General features: G+C 64.9%; 14 protein-coding genes and 3 pseudogenes. 13 read left to right on the top strand and 4 right to left on the bottom strand.

The annotated features are described in order from the left end of the window. Nucleotides 1-420 precede the first annotated feature (420 nt). The 10 genes from AWC17_RS00255 (at nucleotide 421) to AWC17_RS00205 (ending at nucleotide 11,213) form a co-directional block, all read left to right on the top strand. Nucleotides 421-765, top strand: coding sequence for an NADH-quinone oxidoreductase subunit A (locus tag AWC17_RS00255; RefSeq protein ID WP_046185152.1), 345 nt, complete (start codon nucleotides 421-423; stop codon nucleotides 763-765). 254 nt (nucleotides 766-1,019) lie between these two features. Next, nucleotides 1,020-1,970 (top strand): hypothetical protein, encoded by a 951-nt coding sequence (locus AWC17_RS00250; protein ID WP_244193459.1) that lies wholly within the window; start codon nucleotides 1,020-1,022, stop codon nucleotides 1,968-1,970. Further along, on the top strand, nucleotides 1,963-2,898 hold the full coding sequence (locus tag AWC17_RS00245; RefSeq protein WP_046185154.1) for a complex I subunit 1 family protein: 936 nt from the start codon (nucleotides 1,963-1,965) through the stop codon (nucleotides 2,896-2,898). Before AWC17_RS00250 ends, AWC17_RS00245 begins: the two co-directional genes overlap by 8 nt. A 3-nt stretch (nucleotides 2,899-2,901) precedes the next feature. Continuing rightward, nucleotides 2,902-3,462: an NADH-quinone oxidoreductase subunit J gene (locus AWC17_RS00240; protein ID WP_046185155.1), complete on the top strand. Its 561-nt coding sequence runs from the start codon at nucleotides 2,902-2,904 to the stop codon at nucleotides 3,460-3,462. After that, nucleotides 3,459-3,761, top strand: coding sequence for an NADH-quinone oxidoreductase subunit NuoK (locus AWC17_RS00235; RefSeq protein ID WP_046185156.1), 303 nt, complete (start codon nucleotides 3,459-3,461; stop codon nucleotides 3,759-3,761). The genes AWC17_RS00240 and AWC17_RS00235 overlap by 4 nt, the downstream gene beginning before the upstream one ends. Nucleotides 3,762-3,772: 11 nt before the next feature. Beyond that, on the top strand, nucleotides 3,773-5,521 hold the full coding sequence (locus tag AWC17_RS00230) for a proton-conducting transporter transmembrane domain-containing protein (protein WP_046185161.1): 1,749 nt from the start codon (nucleotides 3,773-3,775) through the stop codon (nucleotides 5,519-5,521). Nucleotides 5,522-5,523: 2 nt separating this feature from the next. Beyond that, a complete protein-coding gene (locus tag AWC17_RS00225; RefSeq protein WP_046185157.1) occupies nucleotides 5,524-7,011 on the top strand; it encodes a complex I subunit 4 family protein in 1,488 nt (495 codons plus the stop codon). A 2-nt stretch (nucleotides 7,012-7,013) separates the two neighbouring features. Beyond that, on the top strand, nucleotides 7,014-8,423 hold the full coding sequence (locus AWC17_RS00220) for an NADH-quinone oxidoreductase subunit N (protein ID WP_197083457.1): 1,410 nt from the start codon (nucleotides 7,014-7,016) through the stop codon (nucleotides 8,421-8,423). Nucleotides 8,424-9,145: 722 nt separating this feature from the next. Next, on the top strand, nucleotides 9,146-9,991 hold the full coding sequence (locus AWC17_RS33770) for a PPE family protein, SVP subgroup (RefSeq protein ID WP_046185159.1): 846 nt from the start codon (nucleotides 9,146-9,148) through the stop codon (nucleotides 9,989-9,991). A 70-nt stretch (nucleotides 9,992-10,061) separates the two neighbouring features. Continuing rightward, the gene (locus AWC17_RS00205; protein WP_085164107.1) at nucleotides 10,062-11,213 is read left to right on the top strand and encodes a PPE family protein; all 1,152 of its coding nucleotides are present in this window, start codon (nucleotides 10,062-10,064) and stop codon (nucleotides 11,211-11,213) included. Nucleotides 11,214-11,520: 307 nt separating this feature from the next. On the opposite strand, the gene AWC17_RS00200 is transcribed toward AWC17_RS00205, so the two are convergent. Both AWC17_RS00200 and AWC17_RS00195 read right to left on the bottom strand, forming a co-directional pair. Continuing rightward, nucleotides 11,521-12,012: a DUF2231 domain-containing protein gene (locus AWC17_RS00200; RefSeq protein WP_046185339.1), complete on the bottom strand. Its 492-nt coding sequence runs from the start codon at nucleotides 12,010-12,012 to the stop codon at nucleotides 11,521-11,523. A gap of 495 nt (nucleotides 12,013-12,507) precedes the next feature. Further along, nucleotides 12,508-14,442 (bottom strand): zinc ribbon domain-containing protein, encoded by a 1,935-nt coding sequence (locus AWC17_RS00195; protein WP_082123106.1) that lies wholly within the window; start codon nucleotides 14,440-14,442, stop codon nucleotides 12,508-12,510. 437 nt (nucleotides 14,443-14,879) lie between these two features. Between AWC17_RS00195 and AWC17_RS32420 the strand changes: the two genes are divergently transcribed. Beyond that, complete coding sequence (locus tag AWC17_RS32420; protein ID WP_156174178.1) at nucleotides 14,880-15,026, top strand: hypothetical protein; 147 nt, start codon at nucleotides 14,880-14,882, stop codon at nucleotides 15,024-15,026. Nucleotides 15,027-16,047: 1,021 nt separating this feature from the next. On the opposite strand, the pseudogene AWC17_RS33210 reads toward AWC17_RS32420, so the two are convergent. Both AWC17_RS33210 and AWC17_RS00185 read right to left on the bottom strand, forming a co-directional pair. Next, nucleotides 16,048-16,267: pseudogene (locus tag AWC17_RS33210) on the bottom strand (universal stress protein); the annotation flags it as partial. An 860-nt stretch (nucleotides 16,268-17,127) separates the two neighbouring features. After that, complete coding sequence (locus AWC17_RS00185; protein WP_264055898.1) at nucleotides 17,128-18,747, bottom strand: MFS transporter; 1,620 nt, start codon at nucleotides 18,745-18,747, stop codon at nucleotides 17,128-17,130. A 284-nt stretch (nucleotides 18,748-19,031) separates the two neighbouring features. On the opposite strand from AWC17_RS00185, the pseudogene AWC17_RS33200 reads away from it, so the two are divergent. Beyond that, nucleotides 19,032-20,036, top strand: a pseudogene (locus tag AWC17_RS33200) (transposase); the annotation flags it as partial. After that, nucleotides 19,996-20,094, top strand: a pseudogene (locus tag AWC17_RS34060) (SHOCT domain-containing protein); the annotation flags it as partial. The pseudogenes AWC17_RS33200 and AWC17_RS34060, both read left to right, overlap by 41 nt. Nucleotides 20,095-20,470: the final 376 nt, after the last annotated feature.

Raw genomic sequence — 20,470 nt, 5'->3', positions numbered from 1 at the left:
TGCTCCTTCCATCAGACTTGCCGGTCTTCGAGGGAACCTACGTCCGGATTCTTTTACACCGCGGCAGGGACACGACCGATCGAGGTGTCATTCTGTCGATGAGGTGGCTGCGCTACAGAGGTGAAAGCGGCTAAGAATGTTATGGGTCGCAATCCAGCGCCGGGCCCAGTTCGAAGGGAGCCTGATGGTGACACCGAAGGCGATGACACTCTCCGCGATGGCCACGTCAAGCCGCCCAGTAGGCTGCTGGGACGGAAGCGCGCGGATGGCGACCGGATTGCATGCCAGGGGGAGGTTTCAGGAGTACCCCTGCAGGGTAGGGGTGGATTACCCCGGGAGTCCAGTGAGGCTACTTCTGTGATCGCGCTTGGGTGAAAGCCAATTTGGTTGTGCGATGGCTGGTGTGGAGAGGAGCTTGCCATGTACGCCGGTGTGGCATCGATGCTATTGGTTGCGCTGGCAGGCATTTCGGTGGTCTATGTGGTGCACCGGTTCACCGCGGTAGCACCTGACGCGCTGACGTCGCTCCCATTTGGCTCGGGATGGCCGCCACAGGAGCACGCGCTGTCGCGCTATCACGCACGCTGGTATTTGGCGACACTGGTCTTTTTGGCGTTCGACGTGGAGATGCTGTTCATGTATCCGTGGGCGGTGGTTGTCGTGGAGGACGGTGCTGGTGCGATCACCGAGATGTTCTTGTTTCTGGCAGCGCTACTGCTTGCCGTTGTGTGGGCGTGGCGAGAGGGCGCGTTGCGATGGGCGTAGGTGCGCTGCTCGCCAGCCTTGGTTGCCGCCGCGCCCACGTTCTGCTGGCGGAAGTGCCGGGGCATTTCGAATTGCGCGCATCTGTTGAGCGGTCGCTGTTCAGGCGCGGATGGTGCCCGGCGCTGTCACCGGCTGATGCCGACATCTTGGCGGTATGCGGGGTGCCGGGCCCCGAATTAGCCAAAATCATCGATCTGATTTGGGATCAGATGCCGGGACCGCGGGTCCGCATCGAGATTCAGGATTTTCACTCGGTGGATTCGGCGCTGACGCGTGGGGGCTCGGGGCTGCTCGACACGAATCGGCATCGACGCGATGCGGCGCAGCGCGGTCAGGTAGTGGACCCAGGTTCTGTAGATGGACTCGCATCATCCGAAGGCTGTGAGGCTCAAGGCGATTCGAACCCTGACATGGACAACGTGGATATGGACCATGGCGGCCACGACGATATGGGCCACGGCGGCCACGACGATATGGGCCACGGCGGCCACCAGCACATGGGCCACGGCGGAATGGAAATGGCGCCTGCGGGGATCCCGCTCGCCGAGGGCGCAGAGGACCGGGATGGACTGGAGATGGATGTGCTACACGTCCGTCTTGGTCCGGTTCTCGCGTATTGGCCGTCGGGGCTGGTACTGAAATGCTCGTTGCAGGGCGACGTTGTCGTCGATGCCGACGCGTGGGTTGTCGATGCTGACCGTGACGGTGGTACGTCAGTGGCGCCGGGGAAGCGGGCAGCGTCGCTGGAGGCGGCAACGGAGTGTGACCACCTCCGTAGCCTGCTGGCGTTGGCGGGGTGGTCGTCGGCGGCCGACCACGCCCGACAGATTAGGGACCTGCTGCTGGATGAACCCGCTGCGGTCGACCGGGCCCAGTTGCTGCTGGAAAAATTGCTGCGCAAGCTGCGCCGGTCATGGTTGCTGCGGTGGTCACTGCAGGACCTGGGGCACTTCAGTGTCGCCGACGCAGAACGTTATCGGCTGCCGGCGGCGCTGGGCGGCGATACCTATGATCGGCTGCTCGCGCACGTCGACAATGCGTTGGCTTGTTTGTCGTTGTCGCACAAGGCATTTCGTGCCGATCCAGCGAACGTAATCGGTGCGTTGCCGGAATTGGTGCGGGGGCTGGAGGTAGCCACCGCCAGGCTGGTGGTCGCGAGTTTGGGTGTGGATGTCACGCCGGTGGGTCGGGCCAGCCATGTCTGACGCCGCGACGGTGGTCTCGGGTGTGTGGGCGCCGGTGGCCGCAGCGTTGCTGTGCCTCCTGGGTCTCTACGCCGCGAGCGTCGATGGTGTGCTCGCCGCGCGGCGTACCGGTGTTGCCACGCGCGGAGTGACCACACCGCTGCTGGAGGGCGCCCGGCTGCTGCGTCAACGCCGCCGTGCCACAGTGGCCGCCGACACGCTGCTCTGGCGGGTCGGCGGTGCCGGATTGGTCGTCGTTTCCTTGCTGAAGGTCGTGGTGGTGCCACTAGGGCATTGGACGTTGTTCAATCTTGACGTCGGCGTCGTCTGGTTCAACGCCATGGATGTGACGGTCTGGGCGCTGGTGTGGCTGGCCGGGTGGGGTCCGAATTCCGTTCACTCGCTCATCGGCGGCTACCGTTTTCTCGCGCATGGTCTCGGCTATGAGCTACCGCTCATGTTCGCCCTCGTCGCACCGGCAATCGCGGCGCAAAGCCTGCGTGTGGGCACGGTGGTTACCGCTCAGCAGGACCTGTGGTTTGTGGTGTGGATGCCGGTCGCCTTCCTCGGCTATTGCCTGGGGGTTGTCGCGTTTGCGGTGTGGGGCCCGTTTAGCCCGGCGCTCGGTGCCGATATCGCCGGGGGGGTGACCGCCGAATTGAGCGGTGCTGACCGTCTGGTTTTCCAGGGCGGGCGCTACATGGTTCTTAGTGCCGGTGCCGCCTTCGCGGTGCCGTTATTCCTCGGTGGCGGCGCGGGACCGTTGCTGCCGGATTATCTGTGGGTGCTGGTCAAGACGGTGGCCGTGCTGACCGTGTTGGTGTGGCTGCGTCGGCGCGTGCCGGCGCTTCGCCCGGAGAAGTTCCTGGAGTTCGGCTGGATGGTGCTGCTGCCGGCCGTCGTGTTGCAAGACTTCGTCGTGGCCTTCGTGGCCGTCTGGAGGGGCTGATAGATGATCGTGGCCATGGTGTTCTGGATCGTCGCGGTGATCGCCGTGCTGGCAGGGGCGGCCGTGTTCTGGGTCAATTCGATGGCGCGCGCCACCTACGCGCTTGCGGCGTCGTTTGTGGCCGTCGGAGTGGCGGTGATCCTGATGCAGCAGAACTACGTCGGGGTGGTCACGATCTTGATGATGGTGATGGAAATGGCCGTCATGGGTGTCTACATGGTCATGTTCATGGGCATGAACCCGGCGCTGATGCCAATGAGCATGGTGCACGACAAACGTTGGGCGCTGGCCGCCGCGGTGGTGACTTTCGTGGTGCTGGCCGCCGGGATACTGCTCATCGACTGGCCGTCGCGCCACGGAGCGCCGGCCCCGGATATCACCGTGGCGCTCGGTAAAGCATTGATGGGCCCGCAGATGCTCGTCATGGTGGTATTCAGCCCGGTGATGGTGGCGACCATGGTGTCGGCGATCGTGCTGGCGGCCTCTCGAACGCGTTATGACCGCTTCGGTGACGACCTGAAGCGCCGGCCCGCCGATCCGCAACCGGGAGGTGTCGGACGGTGACTCTGCAGACGGTGCTGCTGGTAGCGGCCGCGGTGTTCAGTGTGGGGCTCTACGGTGCGCTGTCACAGCAGGTCGTCGTGATGGTGATGATGGGCCTGGAGTTGATGATCAATGCGGTCATCCTCGCGGCCGCGGGCTTTTGGTGGTTCGTTATGCCCGCCCCGACCGGGCAGGTGCTGTTGCTGGTGGTCATCGCGGCCATGACGGTGGAAATGGCGATGGGCTTCGCGATAGCGACGTTGTTGCACCGTGACCGTGGCACTGACATGACCGACATGGCAACGGACCTGTCCGGGTGAGGCAGGCGATGATGTCCATGGCGCAGCCGTCGCTGTGGTTGTTGGTCGGTGTCCCGGCACTCGTTGGCGGCGCGCTACTGCTGTATCCGCGCGCGGGCCGGGTAGCCGCGGCGATTTCGGTGAGCACGTCGGCGGTTGTCGTGGGGCTGTCGATCGTGGTGGCGCTCACCCGGCCGGCGGTGGGTGTGGCGTTTATGGCGGGCGCGGATTTCGCATTGCGGGCGGATGCTTTGGCGGCGACGGTGGTTCCGGCCGTCGCCGCTGTGACGTTGCTGGTGCTGTTGTTCGCCGTGGGGGACATCCGGTCGGCGCAGGGCCGGTTTCACGGGTTGATGTTGGTGTTTGCCGCCGCGGCGTTGTTGACGGCGACTGCGGCGACGTTGCCGGCCTTGCTGCTGGCCTGGGAGGTGATGGGGGCCGCCTCGTATGCGCTGATTGGTTTCTGGTGGCGCGACGAGTTTCGGGTGTCGGCCGGGTTGACCGCTTTCGTGACGACCCGCACGGCCGACCTGGGCCTTTACCTCGCCGCGGGCGCCGCGCTTGCCGGCGGTACAGGGCTCACGTTGGCGGGCCTGCCCGCAACGACCGGGGGCTGGCGGCACGTGGTGGCCGCGGGGGTCCTCGTCGCCGCGCTGGGCAAGGCGGCGCAACTTCCGTTTTCGTTCTGGATTTCCCGGGCGATGGAGGGCCCGAGTCCGGTCAGCGCCCTGTTGCACTCGGCGGCGATGGTCGCCATGGGGGGATACCTGCTGTTGCGCGCGCAGCCGCTGCTGGCGGCCACGGGCTGGGCGGCCACGGCGGCGGCATGGGCAGGCGCGGTGACCGCTGTGCTGCTTGGTGCCGTCGCGGTGGCCCAGCGCGATCTCAAACAATTGCTCGCTGCCTCCACGGTGGCGCAGTTGGCGTTCGTGGTGATGGCCGCCGGTCTGGGTGCGATCAGTGGTGGTGCGGCGCAGCTGGTGGCGCATGCCGCCGCCAAAGCCGGGTTGTTTCTCGCGGCGGGGGCGTGGCTGTCGTTGGTGGGCACCAAACAACTCGATGACCTTTGGGGAATCGCACGGCGTCAGAAGGTGATCGGTTGGTGTGCCACTGTTGGGGCGCTGTCCCTGGCCGGGGTGGCGCCGCTGTCGTTGTGGGCGACTAAGGACACCATTTTGGCTGCGGCCCTGGAACATTCGCTCTGGCTCTACCTGGTCGGTTTGCTGGCCGCGGCCCTGTCGGCGGGCTATGCCGGAAAAGTCCTGGTCGTCATCTGGCGCACACCGGCCAGGGGTGATGACCGGGAAATGCAGCGGTCCAACATATTTCAGCAGGCACCGCTTGTCATCCTCGCCGGCGGTGCCGCCGTGTTGGGTGTGCTGGTACTACCCCCGCTCGGCGCGGTTCTCAGCCGTGCCGTCAACAACTCCACCACCGCACATGCGACGGCTGCCGAACTCGCCGGATCAGCCGTGCTGGCGATTGCCGTCGTGGCAGCGGTGCTGCGCTGGGGGGTGCCAGAGCCCCGATGGGCACGTGCCTGGCTCGGGCTGGAGCGCGCCACCCATCTGTTGGTCGTTACTCCGACCTTGGGTCTCGCGCATGGATTGGCACGGATCGACAGTCGTGGCATCGACGGCGCTGTCGAAGCGGTGGCGGCGGCGACGCGGCGGCTCGGTGAGCTGGCGCGCAGGCCGCAAGCCGGGCTGCTGCACCGTTATTACATCGCCGGGGTTGTGGTTGTTGTGGCCCTTGTCCTGCTATTGGCCACGGTGAGGTGAGCGTGCTGAGCCTGATCGTCGTCCTGCCGCTGGCAGCCGCGCTGGTGTTGCTGGTGCCGCCAGTTGGCGACGCATTCGCCAGGTGGTTCTGGGTCGCCGTTACGGTGACGGATTTGGTGCTGATCGTGGTGATGTGGGCGCGGTACCGCGCCCCGGCGCCGAATGCGCTGGCGTTCGAGGAGCGCGTGAAATGGATTCCCGGGGTAAACACCAGCTACCACATTGGCGTCGACGGGCTGTCGCTGCCACTGGTGGCGATGACCGCGGTGATTTTTGTCGCGTGTGCGCTGCATGGGTTGCGGAGCCGTGACCGGCCCCGCCCGCAGGGGGCGCTGTTCTTGTTTCTTCAGACGGTGAGCCTGGGCCTGTTCGTCTCGGCAGACCTGCTCTTGTTCTTCGTCTTCTTTGATTTGTCAATCGTGGCAATGTATTTTGTGATCGCCGGATGGGGCCACGGTGACGCCGGGCGCTCGGCGCTGAAGTTTTTTCTCTACACGTTCCTGGGCTCGCTGGCACTGCTGGTCGGTTTCATCGGCCTCTACGTTGCCGCCGAGCCACACACATTCGACATGACCCAGATCGCTTCCAGCACACCGCTTTCAGGACGACCACTAGCTGGCGGGCTGGTGTTGGCGGCGATTCTTCTGGGCTTGGCGGTCAAGACCCCTACCGTGCCGTTTCACACGTGGCTGCCGCCCGCGCACACCGACGCCCCGGCCATTGGCTCCGCGGTGCTGGCCGGGGTACTGCTCAAAATGGGCGCCTATGGATTCGTGCGGATCGCGATGCCCATGCTGCCGCAAGCGTGGCGGCACTGGGCGTGGGTCATCGTCGTCGTCGGACTCGTATCCGTGCTGTACGGGGCACTTGTTGCTTTGGCGCAGAACAACCTCAAACGAATGATTGCTTATACCTCCGTCAACCACATGGGCTACGTCGTGCTTGCGGTCGGGGCCGCCGGCCTGGTCGGCGGCAGTTCCGCCGACGTCCGCGGGGTGGCAGTCACCGGCGCCGTCACCCAAATGGTCAGCCACGGCTTGATCACCGGCGCGCTGTTTCTGATCGCCGGTGTATTCCACGACCGGGCGGACAGTTACGACATCGATTCCTACGGCGGGCTGGCCGGCCCGGCGCCGAGACTCGCGGCACTGTTCGCCGTCGGGGCATTCGCTTCCCTTGGACTGCCGGGCTTTTCGGGTTTCATCGCCGAATTCCAAGTCTTCGTCGGCAGTATCGCGGCAACCTGGGTGGCCGCGATCGCACTGCCCGGCATAGTGATAGCCGCCGCCCTGTTCCTGCGCGCGCTGCAGCGCATTTTTACCGGTCAAACCCGTGGACTCGCCGGGCGCTTCGCTGACGTGCACGTTGCCGAATTATGCTCGGCCGGAACGCTGCTCGCGCTGTCGCTGGCGATTGGCGTGTTCCCGCGTCCGCTCCTCGACGTCATTGAACCGGCCGCCCACGGGCTTGTCGCGCTGCTGGGGAGATAGTGATGGACACCGAGAGCGGGATGCGGCCACTGTTGATGGTGCCCGAGATGTTGCTGTTCGGCGGCGGACTCGCGGTGATGATCAGCGGCTCCTTCCTGCCCCGGCGGCGTCAGTGGTGGACCGGCGTCGTCGCCGCCACGGTGCTGATCGCGGCCGTCGTCGCCGCCGTGGTCGAAGCGGCCGGTCCGAATCTAGCGGCGTTCGAGGGCACCTTCGCCGTCGACGCCACCACCGGTGTGGCAAGGATACTGGCCGCAGCCGGGGCCCTGTTCACCCTGGCCGTGGCTGTCGGTGAGGTGCGCGGGTCACCGCGCGAAAGCGAAACCTATGCACTGCTGCTGTTTTCGAGTACCGGCGTGTTGATCATGGCGGGCGCGGCTGACTTACTCGTCTTAGCCACCGGCTTCCTGCTTACCAGCATCCCGCTCTACGGGCTGATCGGACTGGCGCGCTCGGCGAAGGCGGCAGAAGCGGCGATGAAGGCCTACCTGATAGGCGCATTGTTCGGAATCGTGTTGTTCCTGGGCATCTCGGTGCTTTACGGAGTCACCGGCGCCACCCGCTACGATGAACTGGCCGGACGCCTCGGCGCCGCACCGGCTGCGGCCGTTGCGGCCGGGGTGGTGACTGTTCTCGCCGGCCTGATGTTCGAAGCGGGCAGCGTGCCCGCCCACTTCTGGGTGCCCGATGCGGCGGAAGGTGCCAACGGTACCGCGGCAATGTTCTTGACCACAGTGCCGAAAATCGGGGCACTGGTCGCGGTCTACCGCTTGGCCGCGGTCCTTCCTGGCACTATCCATTGGCCACTGCTGGTCGCGGTTTTTGCGGTGGCGAGTATGACGCTGGGCAACTTGGCGGCCTACTGGCAGCAAGACCCGAGGCGGCTGCTGGGCTGGTCGACGGTGAGCCAAGTGGGTTTCCTGCTCGTTCCGATCACCGTGATCGGCCACACCGCCCTCGCGGGCCCATCGCTGCTGTTCTATCTCGGCGCGTACACGCTCACCAACAGTGGGGCCTTCGCGGTAACCACGGCTCTGCCGGACAGGCGCGACCTCGGCTCCTACCGCGGCCTGGCAGCAGCGCGACCATGGCTGGCTGCTGCCCTTGTCGTCGCGCTGCTCGGGCTGGTGGGCACGCCACCCACCGCGGTGTTCGTCGGAAAGCTCACCACAGCCGCCGCGGCCTGGGACGGTGGCCAGGCCTGGCTTGCAGTGGTGGTGTTCGCCAACACTCTCATCAGCCTCTTCTACTACCTGCGGTGGATCATCCCGTCGTTCCAAGAGGTCGCAGATGCCTCAACTGGCAAGTTCTTCGTGCCCAGCCGATGGTCCTCGAGCGCAGCGGTAATCGCCGCGACTCTCAGCCTCGCACTAGGCATCTCGGCCGGAGCGATCTGGCCACTTCTCACATGAGCGGTCGTTGCATTACCCAGCCCGTCGGTGCGGCACTGCCCGTGCTGTCAACGTTTCGGCCCGCTCTATGGCGTGAATAGGGCGACTCTCCCCGGTTATTCACGACGCCCGTGTCATCTCAGACGCTGCACCGTCGTGGTGTGACCGGGTGGCAACGCACCCTTACTGATGAGCGCCAATCGAGCCGCCGCGCCGGCCATGGCGGGCTCACCGACGGCGGCGAGTCTGCCGGTGGATTCACCGCCGAGTTGGTCGATGCGCTGGCCGGGGCCGCGTTGGCGGCCAGTCCTCCTGATCGTGTGCTGTTCCCCTCATCGGAATCCCCTGTTTCGCAGCATGTCCCACCGACAAGGGAGCCCAGCCGTGCTCAGCGACACCGCCGCGTCCACGATGACCGCGGCGCGTCTGACCAAGCGGGTGCAGGTCGCGCGCGGGGGACCGCCACCTCGACTTCCACGACACCCGGGACAACCCCGCGCACTGGTCAGTATTTCAGTTGCCGTCGACGCTTTCCCGTAGGACTCGTACTGCGGCGAGGACGAACGCCGCCATCTGAATGACTTTGGTCTCTATGTGCACCGTGGCGAGCGTCCGAACGATGGAAGGCGTCAAATAGCGAACCGGCGTCGCCAAATGAACCGGACACGTCAACCAGGCCGGGGGTCGCTGCAACAACATCATCGACTGTCTTGGACAACCAAGACTCTGAAGGAGTGAAGTAGATGTCCTTCGTGATCGCACAGCCTGAAGCGTTGACCGTCGCGGCGAGCAAGCTGCAGGGTATTGGCTCTTCGATGGCGGCCCAGGACGCGGCCGCAGCAGCCCCGACCACGGGCGTGATTCCTGCAGCCGCCGATCCGGTATCAGCGGTGCAGGCCGGAATATTCAGCGCCTATGGCAGCCAGTACCAGTCGGTCGCCGCTCAAGCCCAGGCGATTCACGAGCTTCTTGTGAGCACCCTGGGCACGAACGCCGGTATGTACGGCACCACCGAGGCCGCCAACGCGGCCGCAGCCTCATCCGGCTCGGGATTTTCGATCATCGGCCAGTTGACCCAGTTCGGACAGTTTGGACTTATTCCCGGCGCGCTAAATAACGGCAGCCTGATCGGAATACAGCAGATGAATACGTTCGGCACCGGAGCGTCCGGCCTTTTCTCCTGGATCGCCCTGGGAAGCGCCGATTCCACCACTGTCGGCGCCGAGAGTCTGGGTGCCGAGGGGCTCGGCTCGGGCGGCATGGGAGCACTTCCCCTGGCCGGTGCAGTGAGGCCGGCGGGGCCCGCTGGCCCAGGTGGGGCGCCGGTGCTGGCCGATATGGGTCGGGCATCCTCGGTCGGCGGGTTGTCGGTACCCGCCAGTTGGGCCAGCGAAGCCAGCCCGCCGGTCAACCCTGCCCCTGCGATCTTGGCGGGCGGGGGCTCGACCGGTGCCGCGCCACAGACTGCGCCGGCGACAACCATTCCGGCCGGCATGCCGTCGGTGGCCACGGTCGGGAAGTCCGGCGCCTTGGGTGCGCCGCGCTATGGCGTCAAGCCCACCGTGATGCCCAAGCCGGCGCTCGTCTAGGGCGCCAGCGCCGACGCGGTCGCTAAACAGAAGCACAAGTGTTCAATTAAGAAAGAACAGGATTTAAGAAATGCTTTTCGACTTCGGAGCGTTACCCCCGGAGATCAACTCGACATGGATGTACACGGGTCCGGGTCCGGGTCCGATGATGGCCGCCGCGGCGGCCTGGAACAGTCTGGCCGCCGAATTGACTACGACGGCCTCCGGCTACGAATCGGTGGTCTCCGAGCTGACCGGCGGGCAGTGGCTGGGTCCGTCGTCGGCGGCGATGTCCGTCGCGGCCGAGCCCTTTATCGGGTGGATGATCTCCACCGCCGCCTCCGCTGAGCACGCAGCCAGTCAGGCCATGGCATCCGCGGCCGCCTACGAGGCGGCGTTCGCGATGACGGTCCCCCCGCCGGTAATCGCAGCGAACAGGGCTCAGTTGGGGGCCCTTGTCGCGACGAACTTCCTGGGCATAAACACGCCGGCAATCATGGCGAACGAGGCCCAGTACGCCCAGATGTGGGCCCAAGACGCCGCCGCCATGTACGGCTACGAGGGCTCCTCGGCCAGCGCCGCGACGCTGAACCCGTTGATCTCGCCGACACAGACCACCAACCCGGCCGGGCCGGCCGCCCGAGCCGCCGCAGTCAGCCCAGCCGCGGTGCGACCGGTGGCTTCCCCACTGGCGGGTTCTGCCCAGTCCACGTCGTCGGGGCTTTTTTCCAGCTCCAACGGTTTCCTGAACGACCTCGTCGCCTCGGGGTCGAACATCGGGATTTGGAACGACGCCTATAGCGTCACCGGGCTGTTAGGCAGCACCGGGTCTTCGAGCATGTTCCAGGCCATCGTAGGCGGGGTCAGTCACGGGGTCTCGCAAAATGCTGCCGCGGCCGCCGGCGCTGTCGCTCCAGGGGGCGGCATGGGAACGGTCCTGGCGGGCACGGCAGGACCAGCAGCCGGAGCTTCCGGTGGGGGGCCGGTGTCGGCGGGAATGGGCTCGGCGTCCTCGGTCGGCAAGTTGTCGGTGCCGGCCGCGTGGTCTGCGGCCGCCCCGGCGGAGACTGGTGCTGCAACCCTGACGGGCTCGGGCTGGACCGGCTCCGCAGAAGAGGGCACGGAGATGACAACGATGGCGACCGGCATGCCGGCAGTTGCCTCGGCCGGTCGCACGGGCTACGGCATCGGGCCTCGCTATGGTGTCAAGCCCAAGGTGATGCCCACCCAAATGCTCGTCTGAAGACGACTCGGTGTCACTGGCTGCGCCTTAGCCGTTATCGCCTTAGCCTGGAGGACAAGCCGCACTGGAAGCTGCGGGTGCTCTACTTCATGCCGAGTGGCGCCGCGTCGTCCGCCGGGTCCGCGAGCCGCGGGACCGGATTGGAGATGATTACTTGATTCCCCGGCAGTCCAGTTCTGGACGTCACGCTGGCGATCGTCGCGCCACGGCAGCAGGCCGGCCTGCACCTGTCAGATGACCTCAAAGTCCGCCAAGTGTTATTTGCGGCACCCGGAAGCCGTTGTTTCCCAGAGGATTCAGCCGCCTGCTAAGTTCCGCGAGACTGTCGCATTCGCTCAAACTCCTCATCCCAGACGGAATGCCCGCCAATATCAGCCACGCGGTAGACCTGGATCGTCGACGAGATCCCGACGACGAGAACCATTATCCCCACCGTGAGATGGATGATCACCCGGGGCTTTTCGGTTCGGTGTTCCCTCAGGCGTAGCACGACGAGCCCGATCGCGACCGCCAGCAGAGCCGCCGCGAAGTAGATCAGTGTGCTGCCACGGGCGGCGTGTTCGCGCAAGATGGGAGTGGGATTGGCCGTCAGGTTGTAAAGCCACAGGCCAGCATTTGCAGTGATGGGAGTCAATACCATTGTGACGCTGGCCAATATGAGCGTGAGCCACAACAGCTGGCCTCGGCGGGCGCCCGGCCACAATCCGCACACGATCTCCAGCAAGGCAGTCAGCGGCACGAACACCACCACAAAGTGCAGGAGTACAACATGGGCTGGCACGCCATGGATGGCAGTCATCGAGCTCCTCGGCTGGCGGACAACAAGCTGCGTCGACGTCGGTTCCGATCGTCGGCGCAGCGATCAGGCCGTACGCTGCTAAGCACCTGCGGTCAGTGCTCGCAACGATAGCGCCGCCAAGCCCCGATTTGCCGCAGACACGCTCATGACCGGCATGGCCAGCGCAGTAGCCATCAGGCCCGGACAATCACCGTCGAGGAGTACCGGTTAAGTGGTTCATTCCGCGGCGACACGGTCTTCCATCGTCCGACAAGTCGAACTTCTGCAGGATGCTTCGCCCGTTGCGCACGTCACGCGAGGTCGAGGGGAGCCCAAAGGCACACCATTGCTGACCTCGACGGAGGCCAGATATCACGACTCCGGCCGAAGGTAAGCCGCAGCCCAGCAAGGGTTTTGCATTGATGCGTTCTTAGTCGATCGGCACGCGACAGGCTGCTGTCGGGCAGTTGATGCCGTCCTGACAGCGTCGGTCCTGGGGAGTAGGCCAATAACCCGTCACAGCATGGACTGGATCATCATTCCGCCGTCGCTGGCTGCTTGAGTGGTCGCGTCGCCGTCTTGCCTGTAGTTGATGAAGGCTGACAGATCACTCGAGGTGTTCAGTAGCTCATCGAATGCGCCGAGGATCGGGATGGTGCCCTGCTGTGTCGATACGTCGGCGGTGTAGTCGATGGATGCTTGCTGCTGAAAATTGGCGCTTTGCAGCGTCTTCGTCGCGGGACCGCTCAAGTTTTTCATGTTGCTCAAAGCCCCCGAAGACTCCATGATCACTTGATTGATGTCGGCCTGCAGCAGGGCGGTGACATCTGTCGCAGTAGCGGGTTTGACCCTGACGTACAACTGTGCGCTGGAGTCGGCGTTGTGGAGAATTACCCAATCTGGGCCCCGCGCTGCCGGGATCCAGCCGGGTGCCGGGGTGATGGAGATACCCCGCCCGATGGTGATCGAGTCGGCCGAGGTGAGCGCCACCGCCCCGCCCGGCACTGTCCTGGGTACGCGCGCGAGTTGGTCTGACGCACCGGGGGGTCGGGCAATGCCGGACTTCGCGGGAGCCGGCATGGCCGCGTGGCCGTTCGGCAGTACCGGCACTTTGGGTCGGTTGGTTGTGCCGGTCAGGACGACCGCCGCAGCCAGGGCGGCCGCGATGAGAATGACCACCGCGATGACCGCGGCAATGGCGACCGGGCCTCGTCGGTGCCCGACCCGCGCCCCGCTGCCAGGGTAGTGCGGCGGGGAAGTGTTCGGTGGCGGCGGCGCGGGTGACATCGTGGCTCCTTGGCTGGCTGTGGAGCCGGAGGGGTGGCGCGCCAATGCAGCCGTGGCTATTCCGCAGACCTGACAGAACGCGGCGCCGGCGCCGATGGTTGCGCCGCAGTGAGCGCAGATGTGGTCGGTGTCGGGGGCACGACTCAAGGCGCGGTCGCCGGTGAGGGCCCGCTGGGCTTCGGCCAGCAGCGAAGCGTGCAACGTGTCGCGCGCGCCGATTAGCCCGGCCGCGGCCAGCACCAGTGCCGCCAGGGTGGTCAGCATGACGCCGCGGGTGCCGTAGGGGGTGAGCAGGGTGGTGACCAACTCGTAGAGCGTCACCAGCACCAGGCCTTTGGCCAGTCCCAGGGTGACGTTGACACCGGGGCCGCGCAGCGGAACCACGGCCATGGCGGCCGCGGTGGCGAAGATGACGGGCTGCAAAAACCCCAGCGTTAACGCGATGAACGCCGCTTGCCCCGGATCGATCGTCAGCCCGGCGAACGCATTCGCGGGCTCCCCGGCCCTCGCCCCGATGCGGGTGAATGCGCCGTGTTGCACGACCACGCTGAGCCCCAGCGACAGCGCAGCACCGCTAAGTGAGCAGATGACCACGGCATCGACGGGGTGACGAAAGGCGCTGCGCACGGTGATCAGCATCGGCGCAATCAGCACCGCGACGAAGCCCACGACCGGGATGAGCACGCCCAGTTCGAGGATCTCGGTGAGCGCGGGCAGCCGCTGATCCGGCGCGGCCAGCACCACAGACATGGTGAAATAGTGTTCGAGCAGGCCCACCCCGACGCCGAGCGCCAGGGACAGCAGAACCGCCACGCCGATGACGATGATCGGCTCGTCACGCCACGCATCGTGGTCGTGCACATAGGTCAGCACCGCCGCCGGCAGCGCGATCGCCGCCAACACCAGTGCGATCGACAGCACCCCGAACGCGGCCGCGACCAACGCCGCCAACAGCGCCAAAACAATCGCGCCGCGGTAGATATGGTGACGCCCGCCCGCCAGGTGCGGCATCAGCGTGCTCACCACCGCCAGCGCCCGCACCGGTTCGTCGGGATGGGCAGCGAAATGCCGGGATCGATCGATGGCCGGGTGTAGGGGAGTGCCGCAACGAGCGCAGAAGCGCGCCGCATCAGGTTGCGGGGTCGAACAATTCGGGCAATCCATCTTCTCCTCCTCCTATTGCTCAGTAGCCAAAAGCCTTGCGGGGCAAAGGCTGCATCGCCAGCGCAAAACAATCGCAACGGTGGTGTTGTCGTGGCAAACCCATAATGTTTCGCCCCGATACCCCTAGCGGGTAGGGCCTTAGGTCCCTTGCACCAGGGAAACCAAACCTCGGCCGTGGGATCTGCCGGCGACCCTGGCGTTCCGCGGTTTCGTTGATCGAAACGTGATGAGAACATGAGGTACACCAGCACCATCGCAAGCCGCGTCGCCGGCAACCCTGCCGTGAGCCAGCTGGAGGTTGCTGCGACCGATTGCTCCGGTGGACGCTTCTAGGGCCCTAATCCGGGCGGTCGATTCGATCCGGACGCGATCGCCGGCAACGCCGCCGCGAGGACGCTGACGCCTTTGGCGAGTGGGTCGGCGACTCCACGGTGTAGGTGTTTGCAGGTTGGATCGATTTCGGCACCACCAATCCCTATCTGACGGTGATCGCCGATCCGCTTCTGCTCGAACAGCTTACGATGCTCATTCCGCCGTGGATTCTGCCCACCTACGGGCCGTCCGATATGGACGCAATGCGGTGAGCGCACAGCTGACCACCGCGATGGCGAACTGTCAAAGGTCCAATCCGCTGGCGCCGCCGGGCTGTCTGGTACATCTCAAGCCCAACGGTCTAGCCGAGGGCACGGTTGCTTGGGGGACCGCCGATTTGAGCGCGGTCAACCTCGACAATTTCTATCCGCACCAGCGGGTCATTCCTGTCGTACCGGTCCAGCGAGGATGTCAGCAAATGCGTACCGAGCCTCACATCCTCCGCGGCGGCGGCTGCTGCTGCGAAGGAGACGGTGCCGTCGCGCCCGCTAGTGTGGTGGCGGGTTCAACAGGACGCCACAGTAGGGTTCGACGCAGTCGGGACGATTACCGGTTGCGCCATCACGGTCTTTGTCGATGGGAGCGGCCGGCGGTGGGGGGGTTGGCGCCACGCTGGAGGTAGGGGTTGCAATCTGCGCGGGTGTCGTTGTGTTGCTTAACAACACGCCGCCACCGACTCCGGCTGCTAATGCAACCACGGCAGCGCCACCGGCAAGCGCGATCCTGATTTTGGCTTGAGATGGCATCGTAGTCTCGGTTTCGTGATGGGTTATCGTCGGTCACCAGCCTTCCGCGCCCTACCCCCAGGGGGTAGAGCCTTTCGTCCCATCTGCGCAAGGTAAACTGGCCCCCTCCTGGCTGCGGGATCGATCAGGCGACCGTGCCGATTGCTCGGTGTAATCAACGCCATCTGATCTGATGAGGCAATCCTGCACCGCGATCGTCAGCGGGAGCGCCAGCAGCAAGTAGCCACGGGCGACAAGCCCGGCACTCAGCCCGATTTTGCAAACGACGGCGGGGTCGGCGACCCCACCGAACGGCGCGACATCGAACACCCCGACAGTGTCGCGGTTATCGACGACGCCAGCCCTGACATCAAAGTCCGATCCATGTGTGGCTGGACCACGCACACAACCTCGGCGCGCCCCGCCAGGAATACCGATCACCGTCGAGGCGCTCCTGACCGGCTTGTGTTGGGTTCAGCGTGGCCTGACGAGCTGCGAGCCAGTTTGGCTAGCGTTGGTGGGCAACGATTTCTGGTGCGCAGCAACCGCGCATGACCGGCCGTACTGACTGATCCCAGCAGCATTCCTGCGAGCCCGCCGCGTCCGCGGTTACCGACGACGACCAGCTGGGCGGATTGGCTGATGTCGAGGAGATGGCGGGCCGGTTGATCCCACCCGGCCAGGCGGCGAACGGTGACGTCGGGATAGCGTTCCTGCCAACCGGCCAGGGGCGCCACATTACTGGCCTTCCACGCCGGGAATGACTCCGACACGGCGCACATTCCGAGGCTGGAAAGATGGTCGGAACAGACCATGCTCTCCGCAGCGAAGAAACACTTGCCGAGCGCGACGTTCCCAGGCATCACGCGTGAACGAAGCAGCGGCCCTTCCCTCACCGGCGGTTATGCTGTGCGCCCGGCTCGATCGATACTACGACCGCCTCCGGCTCCCAGCCGCGCCCAATCCACTTCCCGGCTCCACACCGGTTATAGGACAAGCTATTCCACGCAATTCGCAGTGCATTTCGGCCGGGGAGGGCCTCCCCAGTTCCCGCCGTCACCGTCTGAACGTTCCGCGCCCTCTTACGCCGAGAAGTCCTTCGCGGCTGCATCTCCAGGATCTTCACCGCTTCCATGGCCTTCACCGTGAACCGCCCGGCTCGGCTCTCCCTCAATATCTAACGACGCGGCAGGCCTCGCTACCGCTGCAGACCGCTCAGTTGGTTCCCCCGACGGGGCTTTCGACGCTGGGCTTCGACCCGGCCCGTTTCCAGACCAAGCCGCCGGCCTGCTACCGGGCCTCCTGGCAGCTACCCGGACCGGACTCCCACCCGCAGGCGAAGACGAGCTTTCGATCAGGTCATGACCTAAGCAATCACCTCCTGATCACTGCGCGCACCCCGGCTGTAATACTAGGCGGGTGCTTCGGCAATACTGCCTAGTTGAGCGCGATGACGGGGTATGAGAACGTCGGTAAGGCGTTGGCTCCCTTCGGGTGTCTTGGCGTGAGGCAAGAGCGAAGTGTCCATCTCGGCAGCAAAACGATGCGCTGGCCAGCGGCCGAGCATGGGGGCGCGATCACGGCAAACTCATCGGGACACATGCAAAGCGAGGAAGTACCGGTGCCGTCGGGTGTTGTCGACGGTATAGTCCAGCGCCTTCGCGACGCCAACACGGTCGTAATCCGACCAGCGCTCGGTGTGCTGGCGTTGAAATTCGCTCCAGGACGCCACGGTGAACGTCTCGATGACCGTGTCGGGATCTTCCACACCGTAATACAGTCCCCAACTATGGCCGCCCGTTCGCAGCCGTGACCGCCTGACGGCGCTCATCGCCTCCGCGAAGTGTTGGCGGTTCTCGGCCGACACTCGATAATGGGTCATCACAAGCACTGGTCCATCGTTAGGGTGTGCGTCAAACACGACCATCGGTGACGAACAGGCACAGGCAGTGGCAATGTCGAGGCCCAACTTCCCGGTGGACGGCCGCAACGGAAGCGCGGCGACGCTGAGGGCAGCAGCGCCCAGCAACCCCGCCGTGCAAATCAGCGCGATGTCAAGCCCGGCCCAAGTGGCAACGACACCCCAGACGTACGCGCCGACTGCCTGACATCCCGTAAAGACCACCAGATACACCGACAACCCGCGGGCCCGAACCCATCGCGGCAACGACAGCTGCGCCGCTGCGTTTAACGTTGACAACGTGAGCAGCCAGGACATCCCGGACAACACCAAAATAGGCGTCGCCGCGGCGAACGGCAGCCAAACCACCGCCAGCGGCGCAATACCGTACGCGGCCGCGCACGCTGCCAGCAGCGCGCTGGCTGACACTCGAGGTCGTAGCCGTGCGGCATCCACGACAGCAGCGAGCGCCGCGCCAAAACCGATGGCGCCCAACGCCACACCGTAGCCACTGGCTCCTAGCTGCCATCTGTGGGCGGCGGCCATCGGCAATAGAGCCAACAGAGCCGAGGCGGGAAACAGGAAAAGGGCTGCGCGTAACAAGATCCTGCGGAAAATTGGATCGTTACGAACGTAGAGCAGTCCGGTAATGATGGCCTGGCTGAGGTGTTCTCGCTCGATTGGCGCGCATGGCTTGGGTCGTTTCCACGCTGCCAGGGCAACGATTATTCCCGCAAACGATACTGCGTTGAGCCCGAAGACCGCTGCGGGGCCGGCCAATGCCACCACAACGCCGCCGATCGCCGGTCCAACCGCTTGGGCGGCGTTTGCCGCGACGCTGCCCAAGGTCGCGGCGGCCGGTATCTGCTCGCGCGGGATAACCTCGGGCTGAATCGCCAGCCAGGCGGGTGCGGTTAGTGCCGAGGCGCAGCCAATGGCCACGGTAAACATCAACAATGATGCCGGGCCAAGGCGACCGAGGTATGTCAGCACTGCCAGGGCAAGCGCCACTAACACTGCATACGACTGCAGAAGTATTAGTAACCGCCGCCGGTCGAAGAGGTCGGCAAGCACGCCGGCGAGCAATCCCAACAGCAGCGTCGGCCCAAAACTCGCGGTCTGGACCAGTGCCACGATGGTGGTACTGCTGTGCTTCTCCACCAAGAACCATTGAGCCGCCACAGTTTGCATCCACGTCCCAATATTGGAGACAAACTGCGCGATAAACAGGTCGCGGTACACACGATTGCGCAACGGTGTCTGTGGCGACAGTTGCCCACCGTCGGGACGCGCCTGACCCTGTATCACCGTTGAACCGATTGTCGACCGCTCGTCTGCTCGGCCAGTTTGCAACAACGAAGCTGACCGGCACCACCCGTTGCCGCAACAAACACGATGAGCGTCGTGGCCACAGGCAGATGGAGTCGGATATCCGACATACGGGCAACGCCTTTCGCGTTGTGCAGGGATAAGAAGTCTAAGACACGCACCCGCGCACGCACCGGTCGCGTTCTGAAGCCGATATAAAAGGGGCCGCGCGTAGGTTCTGCTTCGAGAACTGCCAAGTCATCGAAGAGGAAGGACCTACGCCCGTGCCTGCACGAGTATCGCCGACTGATCGTGTTCACGCCAAGATCGACGACCTGTTCGCGTCGGATCGTGAGCTGCCCGAGATTCTGGAGGAGGTGGCGCGGGTGCACAGTTGCTGATGCAGGCCGCGCTGGAGGCCGAGGTGACCGCGTTCCTCGGCCGTGACCGCTATCAACGCGCCGCCACGGCGCCGGATATGCAGCCCGGGGCGCGTAATGGCTATCGGCCGGTGTCGGTCAAGACCACCGCCGGCCCGGTCACCCTGGAGCGGCCCAAGCTGCGCGGCACAACCGCCGTGTTCGCCTCGCGCCTGTTCGGCAAGCACGTCACCAAGACCAACGCGCTGGAATCACTGGTGATCGTGTCGTTCGCCGGGCTAGTGCCGGTGATGACGCTGGCTACCCCAGATGGGTCTGCCGCAGTTGTTGGCCAAGAAGGTTCGTATCGCCGAACCGCGGATCAAGTCCGGGTCGGCCAACCCATCACCGAAGCTGACCACGGTGATCGCCGGGATGTGCGCCGGCGCGGACAGTATCGACGACCTCGATATCGTGCGCTCGGGCGGGATGAAGACCCTCTTCGATGGTGTATATGCACCCTCGACCATCGGAATGTTGTTGCGGGAGGTCACCTTCGGACACGCCCGCCAACTCGAGTCGGCGTTGCGTGAGCACCTGGGTGCGCTCTGCCAGCGCGTCGATCTGTTACCTGGTGCCGATGGGCGGGCTTCGTCGATATCGACTCGCTGTTGCGTCCGGTCTACGGACACGCCAAACAGGGCGCGAGCTACGGGCACACGAAGATCGTCGGGAAACAGATCCTGTGCAAGGGGCTGTCCCCGCTTGATCACCACGATCAGCACCCAGACCAGTGCACCGGTGATCACCGGGGCCAGGCTGCGGGCGGGCAAGACCAACTCCGGCAAGGGCGCGGCCCGCATGATCGCCCAGGCCGTCGCCGCTACCACCCGAGCAGCTATTGGCAGATCGCTTCGCACGCGGGGAGATCAGCGAAACCGAATACCGGGACCGGCTGGCCGTTCTGCGGCATCATGCACACCGCTGAATGGCCGCCGCTGGACCCTATGAGGAAAACGGGCCAGTTCGTCTGATCACGAGGCCTCATCGCGTGTTGAGAAACAGGACTGATGATCAAGACCGATCCGCCCTGCGGCGCGGGATGACTCATCAGCTCCCAGGCATCTCCATACGCCGCCGAAACAACTCTTCCGATGCTCCAGTTAATCAGTGGCACAATGCCGTTCATCCCGGTGCCACACGATCGCAACCCAGGTCGAGATCTTGCTGGTACATCGAGGATGCCATGCCGGCGTCAAAGTCCCTGATAGCCCACCAGTCCCGGGGGGTCGTGTCCTGAAACCGGTGTAAATGGGGCCGGGCGTAGGTTCTGCTTCGAGACCTACCAAGTCATCGAAGAAAGG

This window comes from Mycobacterium nebraskense (assembly GCF_002102255.1).
GTDB lineage: Bacteria > Actinomycetota > Actinomycetes > Mycobacteriales > Mycobacteriaceae > Mycobacterium > Mycobacterium nebraskense.
The sequence above is the reverse complement of the archived record's forward strand: the minus strand, read 5'-3'. Positions and strand labels throughout refer to the sequence as shown.